The sequence below is a fragment of the Mycobacterium sp. E735 genome (genome assembly GCF_001666955.1).
Taxonomy (GTDB): domain Bacteria; phylum Actinomycetota; class Actinomycetes; order Mycobacteriales; family Mycobacteriaceae; genus Mycobacterium.
The window spans coordinates 1-14,098 of sequence record NZ_LZIX01000217.1 but is presented as its reverse complement, the minus strand read 5'-3'; the positions used below and the strand labels follow the sequence as shown (position 1 = coordinate 14,098).

Genomic DNA, 14,098 nt, shown 5'->3' with positions numbered 1-14,098 from the left:
GGCGGGTCTCATGGTGCCGCAGCCGCGGGTGGGCCGTCGCCGCTCGACAACGCCGCACCACATCACCGACGTCGCCATCGAGCTGTTCAGCGCCCGCGGCTTCGCCGACGTCAGCGTCGACGACGTCGCCCAGGCCGCCGGCATCTCCCGGCGAACGCTGTTCCGCTACTACGCCTCCAAGAACGCCATCCCCTGGGGTGACTTCGACACCCACCTCGCGCGCCTGCGCGACCTGCTCGACGACGTCGACCCGCGCGTGCCGCTGGGTCAGGCGCTGCGCGATGCGCTGTTGGCGTTCAACACCTTTGACGAGTCCGAGACGGCGCGGCACCGCCAGCGCATGCGGGTGATCCTGCAAACCGCCGAGCTGCAGGCCTACTCGATGACGATGTACGCGGGCTGGCGCGAGGTGATCGCCGGATTCGTGGCCCGCCGGTCGGACCTCAAGACCACGGACCTGCTGCCCCAGACCGCCGCCTGGACGATGCTCGGGGTGGCGCTGGCGGCCTACGAGCACTGGCTCGGCGACGAGTCCGTCCCGCTGCCGACCGCGCTGGGCAACGCGTTCGATGTCGTCGGCGCCGGGCTGGACGGGCTGGATCGGTGACCGCGGACCACCTGCTGCACACACTGCGCGCGCAAGGGCGGTTCTGCGCCCGCTCCGGGTCCCCGATGTACGGCGAACTCTTCGAGCTGGTGGCCCGCGACGTCGAGTCGGGGGGCGTCTTCGCAACGATCCTGTCCGGGCACGAGGAGGACCCCGCGCCCCTCGCGGTGCCGCTGCGCCTGCTCGGCGGGTTACACCGGTTGGTGCTCGACGGCCGGGCACCGGGATTGCGCCGGTGGTACCCCAGCACCGGAGGCAGCTGGGACGCCGAGGCCGCCTGGCCGGAAATCGAGGGCGTCGCGGCCGAACACGCCGACGCGCTACGCGCCGCCCTGCGGCAACCGCCGCAGACCAACGAGGTCGGCCGATCGGCCGCCCTGATCGGCGGCTTGCTGCGCGCCAACAGTGAATCAGGTTTGCCGATAAGGCTTTTCGAGATCGGCTCCAGTGCGGGGCTGAACCTGCGCGCCGACCATTACCGTTACCGGTTCGCCGACGGCCAGTGGGGCCCGGGCGATTCGCCCGTGACCATCGAGGACGCGTGGCGCGGCGCGCTACCGCCCGACGGCGGGGTGCGGATCGTCGAGCGGCACGGCTTCGACATCGCACCCATCGACGTCACCGCCACCGACGGGGAGCTCACGGTGTTGAGCTACGTCTGGCCAGATCAGACCGCGCGGCTCGAGCGGCTGCGCGGCGCCGTCGAGGTCGCCCGCCGGGTGCCCGCGCGGCTGGAGCGCCGATCGGCGGCCGACGCGGTCGCCGGGCTGACGCTGGCCGCGGGCGCGTTGACGGTGCTGTGGCACTCGATCACTTGGCAGTACCTGAGCCACGAGGAGCGCGACACGGTCCGCGCCACGATCAGCGCGCTGGGCGAGCAGGCCGACGAACGGTCGCCGCTCGTCCACCTCACGCTGGAACCGGCACGCGACGCGCCCGACGCGCCGATCCGGTTCCTGGTGCGGGCGCGGCGCTGGCCGGGCGGCGGTCTCGAGATCCTCGGCGAATGCCATCCGCACGGCCCGCCGGTGCAGTGGCGCTAGGGCTCAGCCCAGCACGTCGGAAATGGGCGCGCCGGCCGCGATCTTCGCGCGCACCTTCATGACCTTGCCGGGCATCCCGCCGCCGACCACGCCCACGAGCACGCCGTCTCGCTCGTAGTAGGCCAGGAACTTGCGGCCGTCGTCCTCGACGAGGTGGACGGTGTCGGTGGCTTCCGGTTCGCCCAGGCACTGGATCTTGACGTCGTACTGGTCGCTCCAGAAGTACGGAACTACGACGGCCGACGACGAGGAGTCCTGTCCAAGCATCGCGGGCACCACGACGCGGGTCTGGTCGGCGACGTTGCTCCAATGTTCCACGCGCGCTTGATGTCCCGTGGCGTCGCGCCAGGAGGCGACGTCGCCGAGCGCCCACACGTTGGGCGCGCTGGTCCGCCCGGCCCCGTCGCAGAGCACACCGTTGTCCACGGCGACGCCGCTGCCCTCGAGCCAACCGGTCGCTGGGTGCGACCCGATGCCGATGACCACCAGGTCGGCCGCCAGCTCGGTGCCGTCCGTCAGCAGCACCGTGTCCACTCGTCCGTCGCCGCGCACGTCGGCCACCCCGACGCCGAGACGGACGTCCACCCCTTCGTCGCGGTGCAGGCGCGCGACCAGCTCGCCGATCCGCTCGCCGAGCACCGACGCCAGGGGCGTCGGCTGCGGCTCGACCAACACCACGTCCACGCCGAGGCTGCGCAGGCTGGCCGCGACCTCACAGCCGATGAATCCGGCGCCGATGACGACGGCGCGCCGCGCGGAGGACGCGTGCTCGCGCAGCGCCATGCTCTCGTCGAACGTGCGCAGGACCCGGATGCCCTCGAGGTCCGGCAGTGTCGGGATGCGCCGCGGTACCAGGCCGGTCGCGATGACGAGTTCGTCGTAGCCGATCACGGACCCGTCGGCCAGCGTCACCGTCTGCGCCGCGGTGTCCAGGGCGGTGGCCGCCGCGCCCAGCCGCAGGGTGATGTCGTTGTCGTCGTACCACTCCCGGGGCTTGAGGGCGACGTCGTCGACCTCCTTGCGCAGCACCTCTTTTGACAGCGGCGGGCGATCGTAGGGCAAATGCACCTCGTCGCTGACGATCGTGACGCGGCCGGCGTACTCCGCCCGGCGAAGTTGCTCGGCGGTCCGGGCGGCGGCCAGGCCGCCACCGACGATCACTATTCCTTTGCTCGCGGTCACGTGGAGTTCATACCACGATCGCCGATCAGTACTTCAATGCGCCCTTGTCGACGGGGACCTGCGTGCCCGTCACCGTGGCCGACCCGTCACCAGCTAGCCACGCCACGACGTCGGCCACTTCGTCGGGCGACATGAACCCGTTGGGCTGCAACGGCATCGGGGGGAAGCTGTGCACGAAGCTGGGATGGCGGGCAAATATCTCCATCATCGCCTCGGGCTCGATCATCGGGGTGTCGATGGAGTACGGATGGATGGAGTTGACCCGGATGTCGTATTCGCCGAGCTCGATGGCCAGCGTGTTGGTCAGCGCGGTGAGCCCGTGCTTGCTGGCCGAGTAGTGCCCGTTGCCCGGTGTGGCTTTCAGGCCCGCGGACGAGCTGACCACGATGATCGAGCCCCCGTTGCCCGCCTCGATCATCGCGGGCACGGCGGCGCGCAGCGTGCGCCAGGTGCCGGTCAGGTTGACGCCGATCACGGTGTCCCACTGCTCGTCGGTGAGCTCCCAGAGCCGGCCCCAGCTCAAGACCCCGGCGTTGGCCACCACGATGTCGAGCCGGCCGAATTGCTCGATGCCGTCGGCCACCAGCTGGCGCAGTGCGGCATCGTCCCGGATGTCGGCCTCACGGGCCAAGACCTTGCGGCCCTCGGCCTCCACCAGCCGTACGGTCTCGTTGAGGTCCTCCGGCGTGGCAGGCGTGTAGGTGATGCTCTCTGACGCGGGCGCGCAGATGTCGAGCGCGATGATGTCGGCGCCTTCGCGGGCGAGCCGCACCGCGTGCGAGCGGCCCTGGGCGCGCGCGGCGCCGGTGATGAATGCCACCCGGCCTTGCAGTGAGTCAGCCACGAGGCAAGGCTAGCAGCGGAACTGAAACCTGTTCTAACTCGCCCGGCGGTCAGATTTCCGAGATGATCTGGGCCCGCCGGCTGTTGTATTCCTGGTCGGTCAGCGCGCCGCTGGCGCGCAGGGTCTCGAGCTCCTGGAGCCGCTGAGCGATCGACGGTTGCGGGGGCGTCACCACCGGTGCCGGCCCTCCGGCGGTGGCCGGCTGCGGCTGGGCAGCCGGCGCCTGTTGTTCGGCCGCCCGGCGCACCACCGCCTGGATCTGTTGGCGCAGCGCAGGGTTCGACCGGATGTCGACCATCCGGTTCAGCGGAACGTTGTTGGCCTTGAGGATCTGCAGGATCTCCATCAGCGGGCCGGCCTGGCCGCTCAGGTCGTAGGTCTTGTTGTCCTCGGCCACGGTGAACTGCGCGGGGACCAGGCCGTTGACCAAAGCGCTTCGCTCCCAGTCGATCCGGTACTCGTTGGTGGTCGGGTTGACCAGCACCACCAGCTTGCGGGCGGACAGGTTGCCGAGCCGGGTGACGCTGGCGATCACCCGGTCTTCGCTGTCGAACGGCAGGAATCCGGGGCCCGCGATGTGCAGGTGCACCTTCACGACCTGCTGGTTGTTGATCCAGGTGCCCGTCTCGGTGACCCCGGTGATCTGGGCCAGCGCCAGCACGCCGCTCTGCTCGAGCTCCGCGTTCTTGGCCGACGACTTCGCGCCGTAGTTGGCCAGCGCGAGCGCGATCAGCACGTCGGCCACGGTGATGAGCAGGCCGGCGTAGAACATCCACTGCAGCAGGCTGCCGAACCCGAGGGTGAAGTAGACGACGAGGAAGATCGGCCCGACAAGGCCGCCACACAGCAAAACGATCAACTGTGCCTTGAGATAGCGCGCCAACACGAGTGTCTCCTTACCCTTGCTGGGAATTTTCGTGCCAGGTTAGCTTCCGCGCTGTCGCCACGCGCGCCATACGCGCAAACCGGCGAGCGTCAGTCGATCTTGGGTATCACCGTCGGCGCCGGGCGCTCCGAAGACCCCGCGGGCGTCGCCCCGACGGGCGAATGCGCCGACACCATCTTGACCGGCGTGCCGGTCGACACCGGCATCGCGGGCGCCGCGGCGGCCTGCGGCGTCTCGACCTGCGCCGGCGCCGTCGCGAGCGGGTTCACCGGCGCCGGTGCCGGCGCCGCCGGCTGCGTCGCGGTGGCCGGGGTGTAGGCGGGGGTCACCATCCGCACCGGCGTCGCCGGTGTGGCGGCCGGGGCCATCGCCGCCGGCCCCGCGGTGGCGGCGGCCGCCGTCTGGCCGGCCTGCGCCTGCGCTCCCGCGAGCGCCGAAGCGGGGGCGATCGCCGAGGCCACGGGTCCCGCGGGCACGCCCGGCGCCGACCCACCCGCGGCCGTCACCGCCGGCAGCTGGGCGGCCATCGACGCGGGCGCCGCCGCGCTCTGCAGGGGCGAGGTGTTGGCCGCCTCGGTGGCGAGATACTGCGCCGCGCCGCCGTTCATCAGCTGCACGAACTGCTGGTGGAACGCCGCGGCCTGCGCGCTGAGCGCCTGGTACACCTGGGAGTGCGCGCCGAACAGGGTCGCTATGCTGGCCGACACCTCGTCGGCACCCGGGGCCAGCACGTTAGACGTAGGACCCAGCGCCATCGTGTTGGCGGACGTGATCGTCCAGCCGATCCTGGCCAGGTCCGACGCCGCCGCGGCGACGTACTCAGGCGTCGTGAATACGAAGGACATCTAACCTCCCGGCCGTCTTCCCCCGACTCCCTTATCACGGAATCGTAGCGGAGCCGCCCGCATCAGGCCCGGTAAACGCATAAAGCCCGGATTGCCGCTTTCGGCAATCCGGGCCCTATGGCGAACTGGACCTACTTGATGATCTTGACGACCCGGCCGGCGCCGACGGTGCGGCCACCCTCGCGGATCGCGAACCGCAGCCCCTCGTCCATGGCGACGGGCTGGATCAGCTTGACCGAGATGTTGGTGTTGTCACCGGGCATCACCATCTCGGTGCCCTCCGGCAGCGTCACCACACCGGTCACGTCGGTGGTGCGGAAGTAGAACTGCGGACGGTAGTTGTTGAAGAACGGCGTGTGCCGGCCGCCCTCGTCCTTGGACAGGATGTAGACCTGGCCCTCGAACTCGGTGTGCGGCGTGGTGGTGCCGGGCTTCGTGACGACCTGACCGCGCTCGACGTCCTCGCGCTTGATACCGCGGAGCAGCAGACCGACGTTGTCACCGGCCTGGCCCTGATCGAGCAGCTTGCGGAACATCTCCACACCGGTGACCGTGGTCTTGGTGCTGGCGGGGCGGATGCCGACGATCTCGACTTCCTCGTTCACGTTGATCACGCCGCGCTCGACACGACCGGTGACCACCGTGCCACGCCCGGTGATGGTGAAGACGTCCTCCACCGGCATCAGGAACGGCTTGTCGGTCTCGCGGACCGGGTCCGGGATCGACTCGTCGACGGCCTCCATCAGCTGCTCGACGGACTCGACCCACTTGGCGTCGCCCTCGAGCGCCTTGAGCGCCGAGACCCGCACGACGGGGGCGTCCTCGTCGAACTCCTGGGCGGCCAGCAGCTCGCGGACCTCCATCTCGACGAGCTCGAGGAGCTCCTCGTCGTCGACCATGTCGGCCTTGTTCAGCGCGACCAGGATGTAGGGCACGCCGACCTGACGCGCGAGCAGCACGTGCTCACGGGTCTGCGGCATCGGGCCGTCGGTGGCGGCGACCACCAGGATCGCGCCGTCCATCTGGGCGGCGCCGGTGATCATGTTCTTGATGTAGTCGGCGTGACCCGGGGCGTCGACGTGCGCGTAGTGGCGCTTGTCGGTCTGGTACTCCACGTGGGAGATGTTGATGGTGATACCGCGCTGACGCTCCTCGGGAGCGTTGTCGATCTGGTCGAACGCGCGGGACTCGTTCAGGTCCGGGTACTTGTCGTGCAGAACCTTGGTGATAGCCGCGGTCAGCGTCGTCTTGCCGTGGTCAACGTGACCGATGGTCCCAATGTTGACGTGCGGCTTCGTCCGCTCGAACTTCGCCTTCGCCACTTCGTTGTCCTCCTGGACTGTTGGTGCTCGTTAAAGCAGTGTTGGTGTTTTCAGTTGTGCCGCGCCCAAGGCTTTGCAATGACCCGGCAAGATTACTCCGAGGGGATTTTTACTGACCCGTCGCCTTCGCGATGATCTCCTTCGACACGTTGGCCGGTACTTCGGCGTACGAGTCGAACACCATGGAGTAGTTCGCCCGGCCTTGGGTCTTGGACCTCAGGTCGCCGACGTAGCCGAACATCTCCGACAGCGGCACGTGCGCCCTGACGACGCGTGCACCGCTCCGCTCCTCCATGGCCTGGATCTGGCCACGGCGGGAGTTCAGGTCGCCGATCACGTCGCCCATGTAGTCCTCGGGCGTGGTGACCTCGACGGCCATGATCGGCTCCAGGATGACCGGTTGTGCTTGCTGCGCAGCCTTTTTCAGGACCTGCGAACCGGCGATCTTGAACGCCATCTCGGACGAGTCGACCTCGTGGAAGGCGCCGTCGAGCAGGGTGACCTTGAGGTTCACCAGCGGGTAGCCGGCCAGCACACCGTATTGCATGGCGTCCTGCGCCCCGGCGTCCACCGACGGGATGTACTCCCGGGGGATGCGGCCACCGGTGACCTTGTTCTCGAACTCGTAGGTCGCACCGTCCTCGCCGGTGAACGGCTCGAGGTTGATGATCACCTTCGCGAACTGGCCCGAGCCACCCGTCTGCTTCTTGTGGGTGAACTCGACGTTGTTCGCGGCCCGCTTGATGGTCTCCTTGTAGGCCACCTGCGGCTTGCCGACGTTGGCCTCGACCTTGAACTCGCGACGCATGCGGTCCACCAGGATGTCCAGGTGCAGCTCGCCCATTCCGCCGATCACGGTCTGGCCGGTCTCCTGGTCCAGGTGCACCTTGAAGGTCGGGTCCTCCTCGGCGAGCTTCTGGATCGAGAGGCTCAGCTTCTCCTGGTCGCTCTTGGTCTTGGGCTCGATGGCCACCTCGATGACCGGGTCCGGGAAGGTCATCGACTCGAGGACGACCTGGTCGTTCGGGTCGCACAGGGTGTCGCCCGTGGTGGTGTCCTTCAGGCCGATCACGGCGTAGATGTGACCCGCCGACGCGGTCTCCACCGGGTTCTCCTTGTTGGAGTGCATCTGGAACAGCTTGCCCAGCCGCTCCTTCTTGCCCTTGGTGGCGTTGATGACCTGGCTGCCGGAGTCGACCTTGCCCGAGTAGACCCGGACGTAGGTCAGCTTGCCGAAGAACGGGTGCGTGGCCACCTTGAACGCCAGCGCGGCGAACGGCTCGTCGGTCGACGGCTTGCGGATGACCTCGACGTCCTCCTTGCCCGGCGCGTGGCCGACGGCCGGCGGCACGTCCAGCGGCGAGGGCAGGTAGTCGATGACCGCGTCCAGCATCGGCTGGACGCCCTTGTTCTTGAACGCGCTGCCGCACAGGACGGGGTAGGCCTCCGAGCTGATGGTCAGCTTGCGGATGGCGCCCTTGATCTCCTCGACGGTGAGCTCCTCACCACCCAGGTACTTGTCCAGTAGCGCCTCGTCCGTCTCGGCGACGGCCTCGAGCAGCTTGGTGCGGTACTCGTCGGCCTTCTCCTGCAGGTCGGCCGGGATGTCGACGACGTCGTACTTCTCGCCGAGCTTGGCCTCGGCGCTCCACACCTTGGCCTTCATCTCGACCAGGTCGACGACGCCCTCGAAGTCACCCTCGGAGCCGACGGGCAGCTGGATCGGGATGACGTTGGCGCCCAGGCGCTCCTCCATGGTGCGCACGGAGAAGTAGAAGTCGGCGCCGATCTTGTCCATCTTGTTGACGAAGCAGATGCGCGGAACGTCGTACTTGTCGGCCTGCCGCCACACCTGCTCGGACTGCGGCTCGACGCCCTCCTTGCCGTCGAAGACGGCGACGGCACCGTCGAGCACGCGCAGGCTGCGCTCCACCTCGACGGTGAAGTCGACGTGGCCCGGGGTGTCGATGATGTTGATCTGGTTGTCGTTCCAGAAGCAGGTGGTAGCCGCGGAGGTGATGGTGATCCCCCGCTCCTGCTCCTGCTCCATCCAGTCCATGGTGGCGGCGCCGTCGTGCACCTCACCGATCTTGTAGCTGATACCGGTGTAGTAGAGGATGCGCTCGGTCGTCGTCGTCTTGCCGGCGTCGATGTGCGCCATGATGCCGATGTTGCGGACCTTGGTCAGGTCGGTCAGCACGTCCTTCTGTGCCACAGAAGTCTTCCCACTCTTTCGATTGCTTGGTTCGCTGTCTTGTTTGCGCCGGCCCCGTCGCCGGCTAGATCACCAGCGATAGTGCGCGAAGGCGCGGTTGGCCTCGGCCATCTTGTGGGTGTCCTCGCGTCGCTTGACGGCGGCACCCAGGCCGTTGCTGGCGTCCAGGATCTCGTTCGCCAGCCGCTCGACCATGGTCTTCTCGCGACGCTGCTTGGAGAAGCTGACCAACCAACGCAGGGCCAGCGTCACCGAGCGGTCCGGTCGCACCTCGACCGGAACCTGATACGTCGCACCACCTACGCGGCGACTCCGCACCTCGAGGGAAGGCTTGACGTTGTCCATGGCGCGCTTGAGAGTGATCACCGGGTCGGTGCCGGTCTTCTCACGAGCTTGTTCGAGCGCACCATAAACAATGCGTTCGGCCAGCGATTTCTTCCCGTCCAGCAGGACTTTGTTGACGAGCTGCGTGACGAGCTGCGAACCGTAGACCGGGTCGTTGACCAGCGGACGCTTGGGCGCGGGCCCCTTGCGCGGCATTAGCTCTTCTCCTTCTTGGCGCCGTAACGGCTGCGGGCCTGCTTGCGGTTCTTGACGCCCTGGGTGTCGAGCGAACCGCGGATGATCTTGTAGCGCACGCCGGGCAGGTCCTTGACTCGGCCACCACGCACCAGCACCATCGAGTGTTCCTGCAGGTTGTGGCCCTCGCCCGGGATGTAGGCGGTGACCTCGACCTGGCTCGTCAGCTTCACGCGCGCGACCTTCCGAAGCGCCGAGTTCGGCTTCTTCGGGGTGGTGGTGTACACGCGAGTGCATACGCCACGGCGCTGCGGGCTGCCCTTCAGGGCCGCGGTCTTGACCTTGGCGATCTTGTCGCGGCGACCCTTGCGGACCAGCTGCTGAATGGTTGGCATCTAGGAGGCTTTCTGTGTTCGTGTTGGGCGTCTGTCGGCGGTTCTCAAGTCTTCGTACTGCAGTTATGCCCGGTCGCACTACCCCGCGGCCGGGTGTGTCGCACGCGTTGCGCACCGGAGGACGATCCGATGCATCGTGGACATGCGAATTCGCCCGGCATCCACTTCCTTACGGTTAGGCGCCGTAAGCCGCCAGGCACGAGCCTCCACAATACCCGCCGCCGGTCTTGCAGGTCAAAGCGGCGGTCAAACCCCGGACACCGTCGAAGCTAGCCCCTGACGCCGTCGTGGGTGACGCGCCGCTCCAGACCCGCCGCCAGGCGCAGCACCATGTCCGAAAACAGCGCGTCGGTGTCGATGTCGTCCATGACACCGGTCATCTCCAGCAGCACGAAGCCGTGCAGCGCGGACCAGAACTCCAGCGCCGCGTGGAAGGCCTCGTCGCCGTCGAGCCCGTAGGAGGACAGCACCGCGATCACCGGCGCGGCCGCGCCCCGGGTGGCCGCCGTGTACTCCGGGTCGTCGCCGCCCAGCGGCATCCGGGTGAATGCCGAGTAGCGGCCGGGGTGGTGATGCGCATAGCTGCGGTAGGCGCCCGCCATGACGAGCACCGCGTCGTCGCGGGCGCGGCCCTCGCCGACCCGGTTCAGCATCGTGATGATGTCGTCGATGACGCGGATCCGCACCGCCCGGCGCAGGTCCTCCAGGCTGTCCACGTGGTTGTACAGCGACGGCCCCTTGGTGCCCAGCTGCGTCGCCAGCGCGTTGATGGTGAGGGCGTCCCAGCCCTCCCGGTCCAGGAAGGTCAGCGCGCCGTCGATGATGCCCTCGCGGCTCAGCTTGGCCGGGCGGGAGCCGGCCCTCCCCCCGCGCGGGCGCCCGGCCGCCGTCGGCGTTTCGGGCTGAGCTGCCATGGCGGGGCCCTTCGCTTGGGATGTTCGGGGTGCTTAACTAATGACTCTAGTTGACGCCCGTCGCGAAACTATTTCAGCCACGGCCGGATGGACGTAATCTCAGTCCAGCTGATCACCCGTCACCAAGGGGGCCCGCAGTGCACTGGACAACCGTCGCCGGGTCGCTGGCTACCTGTGTCATCACCGTCGCCGCCACCCCCGCCCCCGCGGCGCACGCCAAGAACGGCGACACCCACGTCGTCGGCCAGGGCATCCAGCAGACGCTGGACTGCAACGACGCCACGCTGTTCGTCAACGGCTCCTTCAACAACGTCACGGCGCTGGGCAACTGCTACGCGGTGACGGTGATGGGCTCGTCCAACACCGTCGTCGCCGATTCCGTCTCGCACGACATCACCGTCTACGGCTACGACCAGACCGTGTTCTTCCACAACGGCGCGCCGGTCCTGTGGGACCGCGGCCGCGAACTGGGCATGACCAACCGGCTCCAGCAAGTGCCCGGCTAGGCCCGACACGACGTCACCATCCAACTTCAGGGGAATCGAGGAACATTGTCCGCCCGCATCTTTGACCGCCCCTCGGGGCTGATCGCGCTCACCGTGGCCCCGGCGCTCGCGGCCGTGTTGGTGGCCGGCTGCAGCTCGACGGCCAACCCGCCCGGCGGTTCCAGCACGACGACCAAGAGCAGCCCGACGACGACGACAAGCGCCGGGGCGGCCACCACCACCAAGTCGGGCGGGGCCAGCACCACCGCGTCGGTCGAGATCGGCAACACGCTCACCTACGGGTCGATGGGGACCACCGCGACGCTTGACTGCGCCAGCGGCAAGTCGCTGAACGTGGGCGGCTCGGACAACACCCTCACCATCACCGGCTCCTGCGCGACGGTGACCGTCGGCGGCGCGAGCAACAAGATCACCCTGGACAAGGTCGACACGCGGATCAGCGTGATCGGATTCAACAACACCATCACCTATAAGGACGGTGAGCCCAAGGTGGACAACCTCGGCTCGGGCAACACGATCACCAAGGGCGGCTGACGGTAGTCGTTCCCTGACAGGGGCATTCGCCGTGAGGCGAGCGTTTTGATTGGGGCATATGATGATCCCGGCAGAACGGAATCCAGCCATGCTCACCCGCACCACCATCCGCGCCGGCGCACTGGTCACGGCGATCGTGGTGCTGACCGGCGTCGTGATGCTTCCCCACGAGGTGGCGGCGGCCGACCCGACCGACGACCAGTTCGTATCACTGCTCGACCAAAAGGGAATCCCCGCGCTGGACAACATTCCCAGCCTCATCGGCACGGCACACCGGATCTGCCGCCAACTCGATGGCGGGATGCCGGTCGACGGCGTAGTCGACGACCTGAGGGAGCGGGCCTTCAAAGCCAATCCGGGCGGCGGCCAGTACCCCGCCGATCGCGTGGCGCGCACCATCGCCCGATTCATCTCCGCTTCGGTCGAGGCCTATTGCCCGAACAACCAGCCGAAGATCGCTTCGCTGCAGGGCGTGGCCAATCGCGGACCCGGTTCGAGCGAACCAACCGCCCAACCGGCCGGGGTTCGGCTGGCGTCGTACGGACCGTTGCCCGCGGGGGAAACCGCGCAGCCGGACCCGCCGCAACTTCCGCCGCCGCCCGCCCCGACGGCCCAGATCCTGGCGCCGCCCCCGCCCGTCGCGGCCCCGTCGCCGCGGCCGCAAGCGCCCGCACCGGCGCAAGAGCCACAACCGGGACCGCAGCAGGGACCGACGGTGGCTCCCGCACCGGGTGGCCCTCCCGGCGCCGGCGGTGACACCCCTCCCACGCCGCCCGGCAGGGTGCGGCTCGCGCCGTAGGCTAGCCCGCGGGAGCGCCGTGCCGGCCCGCGCCGGCGGCGAACCGCCCAGCCCCCTCGTTCGCCTCGGCGGCGACGCGGGAGATGCTGGCGAATTCGAAGTCGATCGCCTCGGATTCCGTTGTCCCCCATTGATGTAACGCCGAGAGCCGATCGGACCGCAGGCACTGCTGCGGCAGCGCGGCCAGTTGCGCCGCCAATTCCTCCGCCGCCTGCCGCGCCTGGCCGTTGGGCACGACGCGGTTGGCCAGCCCCATCGCGAGGGCTTCGTCGGCCTTGACGCCGCGGCCGGTGAGGATCATGTCCATCGCGCGGCTGTGTCCGATCAGCCGCGGCAACCGCACCGTGCCGCCATCGATCAGCGGCACGCCCCAGCGGCGGCAGTACACCCCGAACACGGCGTCCTCCTCGGCCACCCGCAGGTCGCACCAGACGGCCAACTCCAAACCCCCGGCGACCGCGAAGCCGCTGACGGCGGCGATCACCGGCTTGGACAACACCATTCGCGTCGGCCCCATCGGGCCCGGGCCCGTCCGGTGCACGGCGTTGGCGTCGGGCGTGCCGAAGGCCTTCAGATCGGCGCCGGCGCAGAACGTTCCGCCGTCGCCCCACAACACGGCGACCGATGCGCTGTCGTCGCGGTCGAATTCGTCGAACGCCGCGTACAGCGCGGCGGCCGTGGGGCCGTTGACCGCATTGCGGGCGGCCGGCCGGTTCAGGATCACCGTCGTCACCGGGCCGTTGCGTTCGATGCGCACTGGGTCGCTCATTTTGCCTCCGCGAATAGTGGTTCCCGCCGCTGCAGCAGCTCAGTGGCGAAGTCGTGGTAGGCCGCCCGCAGCCGCGCACCGGGCCAGTCGGCGGGCAGCAGTTCGTCGGGCAGGACCGGGTCGGTGAGCAGGTGTCGCACCGTCGCCGCGGCCACCACGAACCGGGCGGGAATGTCCGGCGCGGCGGCCATCTCGTCGAGCAGCCGGTTACCGGCCCGGGCCCACGCGGGCAGGTCCCACAGCTGGGTGGCGAGTTCGGCGGCGTCGTCGACGCGCGCCCGCAGGACCCGCACCCGGGCGTCGATCTCGGGATCGAGGTCGGACTCCAGGTTGTCGGGGCGCATCCACACACCCTCGCGCAGTTCACCGAAGCGCTTGCCGTGCATGGCGTTCCGCAGCGAGGCCCGGGTACGCGCGTCGCCGCCCACGCTGGTCACGATCAGCGTGACCCACTCCCCGCCCCACGGGCGGACCCGCGGGTCGATGGCGTCATCCTGGCGGCGCTGCCGGGCCAGCAGCCGATCCGAGAGCCGATAGCCGTCGGCGGAGCGGATCAGGTCACCGGCAGCCACCATGCGGGTCAGCGCCACCCGCAGGGTGGTCTCTTTGATGCCGAAATCCGCAGTGAGCCTGACCAATTCGCTGGCCCGGGCGTGCGCCGGGTGGGCGCCCAGCAGCACGCTGAGCACCACCGACCGGGCCGTCATGGTGGCCATGG

General features: G+C 68.8%; 16 protein-coding genes. 5 read left to right on the top strand and 11 right to left on the bottom strand.

Features of this window, described 5'->3' with window-relative positions:
- Window positions 1-10 precede the first annotated feature (10 nt).
- Entirely contained in the window at window positions 11-607 is a 597-nt protein-coding gene (gene mftR, locus A5704_RS17225) for a mycofactocin system transcriptional regulator (RefSeq protein WP_067753471.1), read from the top strand.
- Window positions 604-1,650, top strand: a complete 1,047-nt coding sequence (locus tag A5704_RS17220) for a DUF2332 domain-containing protein (protein ID WP_067890116.1) — start codon at window positions 604-606, stop codon at window positions 1,648-1,650. The genes mftR and A5704_RS17220 overlap by 4 nt, the downstream gene beginning before the upstream one ends.
- Window positions 1,651-1,653: 3 nt before the next feature.
- On the opposite strand, the gene A5704_RS17215 is transcribed toward A5704_RS17220, so the two are convergent.
- The 9 genes from A5704_RS17215 to A5704_RS17175 all read right to left on the bottom strand — a co-directional run bounded on the left by A5704_RS17215 (window position 1,654) and on the right by A5704_RS17175 (window position 10,772).
- Window positions 1,654-2,832 carry an NAD(P)/FAD-dependent oxidoreductase gene (locus tag A5704_RS17215; protein WP_067753465.1) on the bottom strand — a complete coding sequence of 393 codons (1,179 nt, stop codon included), beginning with the start codon at window positions 2,830-2,832 and terminating at the stop codon, window positions 1,654-1,656.
- A gap of 25 nt (window positions 2,833-2,857) precedes the next feature.
- On the bottom strand, window positions 2,858-3,676 hold the full coding sequence (locus A5704_RS17210) for a mycofactocin-coupled SDR family oxidoreductase (protein WP_082954895.1): 819 nt from the start codon (window positions 3,674-3,676) through the stop codon (window positions 2,858-2,860).
- A gap of 49 nt (window positions 3,677-3,725) precedes the next feature.
- The gene (locus A5704_RS17205; protein WP_067753459.1) at window positions 3,726-4,562 is read right to left on the bottom strand and encodes an SHOCT domain-containing protein; all 837 of its coding nucleotides are present in this window, start codon (window positions 4,560-4,562) and stop codon (window positions 3,726-3,728) included.
- An 89-nt stretch (window positions 4,563-4,651) separates the two neighbouring features.
- Window positions 4,652-5,407: a PE family protein gene (locus A5704_RS17200; RefSeq protein ID WP_067753456.1), complete on the bottom strand. Its 756-nt coding sequence runs from the start codon at window positions 5,405-5,407 to the stop codon at window positions 4,652-4,654.
- 131 nt (window positions 5,408-5,538) lie between these two features.
- Entirely contained in the window at window positions 5,539-6,729 is a 1,191-nt protein-coding gene (gene tuf, locus A5704_RS17195; RefSeq protein WP_007167815.1) for an elongation factor Tu, read from the bottom strand.
- 109 nt (window positions 6,730-6,838) lie between these two features.
- Window positions 6,839-8,944 carry an elongation factor G gene (fusA, locus tag A5704_RS17190; RefSeq protein WP_073880591.1) on the bottom strand — a complete coding sequence of 702 codons (2,106 nt, stop codon included), beginning with the start codon at window positions 8,942-8,944 and terminating at the stop codon, window positions 6,839-6,841.
- A gap of 69 nt (window positions 8,945-9,013) precedes the next feature.
- Entirely contained in the window at window positions 9,014-9,484 is a 471-nt protein-coding gene (rpsG, locus tag A5704_RS17185; RefSeq protein ID WP_066999224.1) for a 30S ribosomal protein S7, read from the bottom strand.
- A complete protein-coding gene (gene rpsL, locus A5704_RS17180) occupies window positions 9,484-9,858 on the bottom strand; it encodes a 30S ribosomal protein S12 (protein WP_007167812.1) in 375 nt (124 codons plus the stop codon). The genes rpsG and rpsL overlap by 1 nt, the downstream gene beginning before the upstream one ends.
- 269 nt (window positions 9,859-10,127) lie before the next feature.
- Window positions 10,128-10,772 carry a TetR/AcrR family transcriptional regulator gene (locus A5704_RS17175; protein WP_067753453.1) on the bottom strand — a complete coding sequence of 215 codons (645 nt, stop codon included), beginning with the start codon at window positions 10,770-10,772 and terminating at the stop codon, window positions 10,128-10,130.
- A gap of 137 nt (window positions 10,773-10,909) precedes the next feature.
- On the opposite strand from A5704_RS17175, the gene A5704_RS17170 reads away from it, so the two are divergent.
- The 3 genes from A5704_RS17170 (at window position 10,910) to A5704_RS29560 (ending at window position 12,611) form a co-directional block, all read left to right on the top strand.
- Window positions 10,910-11,278 carry a DUF3060 domain-containing protein gene (locus A5704_RS17170; RefSeq protein WP_067753450.1) on the top strand — a complete coding sequence of 123 codons (369 nt, stop codon included), beginning with the start codon at window positions 10,910-10,912 and terminating at the stop codon, window positions 11,276-11,278.
- A 78-nt stretch (window positions 11,279-11,356) separates the two neighbouring features.
- Window positions 11,357-11,812 (top strand): DUF3060 domain-containing protein, encoded by a 456-nt coding sequence (locus A5704_RS17165; RefSeq protein WP_369807416.1) that lies wholly within the window; start codon window positions 11,357-11,359, stop codon window positions 11,810-11,812.
- 88 nt (window positions 11,813-11,900) lie between these two features.
- Window positions 11,901-12,611 (top strand): DUF732 domain-containing protein, encoded by a 711-nt coding sequence (locus A5704_RS29560; RefSeq protein WP_067753541.1) that lies wholly within the window; start codon window positions 11,901-11,903, stop codon window positions 12,609-12,611.
- 1 nt (window position 12,612) lies between these two features.
- Here A5704_RS29560 and A5704_RS17155 read toward each other — a convergent pair whose 3' ends face one another.
- A complete protein-coding gene (locus A5704_RS17155; protein ID WP_067753447.1) occupies window positions 12,613-13,380 on the bottom strand; it encodes a crotonase/enoyl-CoA hydratase family protein in 768 nt (255 codons plus the stop codon).
- Window positions 13,377-14,096, bottom strand: coding sequence for a PaaX family transcriptional regulator C-terminal domain-containing protein (locus A5704_RS17150; protein ID WP_067783814.1), 720 nt, complete (start codon window positions 14,094-14,096; stop codon window positions 13,377-13,379). Before A5704_RS17150 ends, A5704_RS17155 begins: the two co-directional genes overlap by 4 nt.
- Window positions 14,097-14,098: the final 2 nt, after the last annotated feature.

Coding starts and splice junctions, on each gene's coding strand:
- A5704_RS17155 (WP_067753447.1), bottom strand. CDS start 13,380: ATGAGCGACCCAGTGCGCATCGAACGCAACGGCCCGGTGACGACGGTG.
- A5704_RS17175 (WP_067753453.1), bottom strand. CDS start 10,772: ATGGCAGCTCAGCCCGAAACGCCGACGGCGGCCGGGCGCCCGCGCGGG.
- mftR (WP_067753471.1), top strand. CDS start 11: ATGGTGCCGCAGCCGCGGGTGGGCCGTCGCCGCTCGACAACGCCGCAC.
- rpsL (WP_007167812.1), bottom strand. CDS start 9,858: ATGCCAACCATTCAGCAGCTGGTCCGCAAGGGTCGCCGCGACAAGATC.
- A5704_RS17200 (WP_067753456.1), bottom strand. CDS start 5,407: ATGTCCTTCGTATTCACGACGCCTGAGTACGTCGCCGCGGCGGCGTCG.
- A5704_RS17150 (WP_067783814.1), bottom strand. CDS start 14,096: ATGGCCACCATGACGGCCCGGTCGGTGGTGCTCAGCGTGCTGCTGGGC.
- A5704_RS29560 (WP_067753541.1), top strand. CDS start 11,901: ATGCTCACCCGCACCACCATCCGCGCCGGCGCACTGGTCACGGCGATC.
- rpsG (WP_066999224.1), bottom strand. CDS start 9,484: ATGCCGCGCAAGGGGCCCGCGCCCAAGCGTCCGCTGGTCAACGACCCG.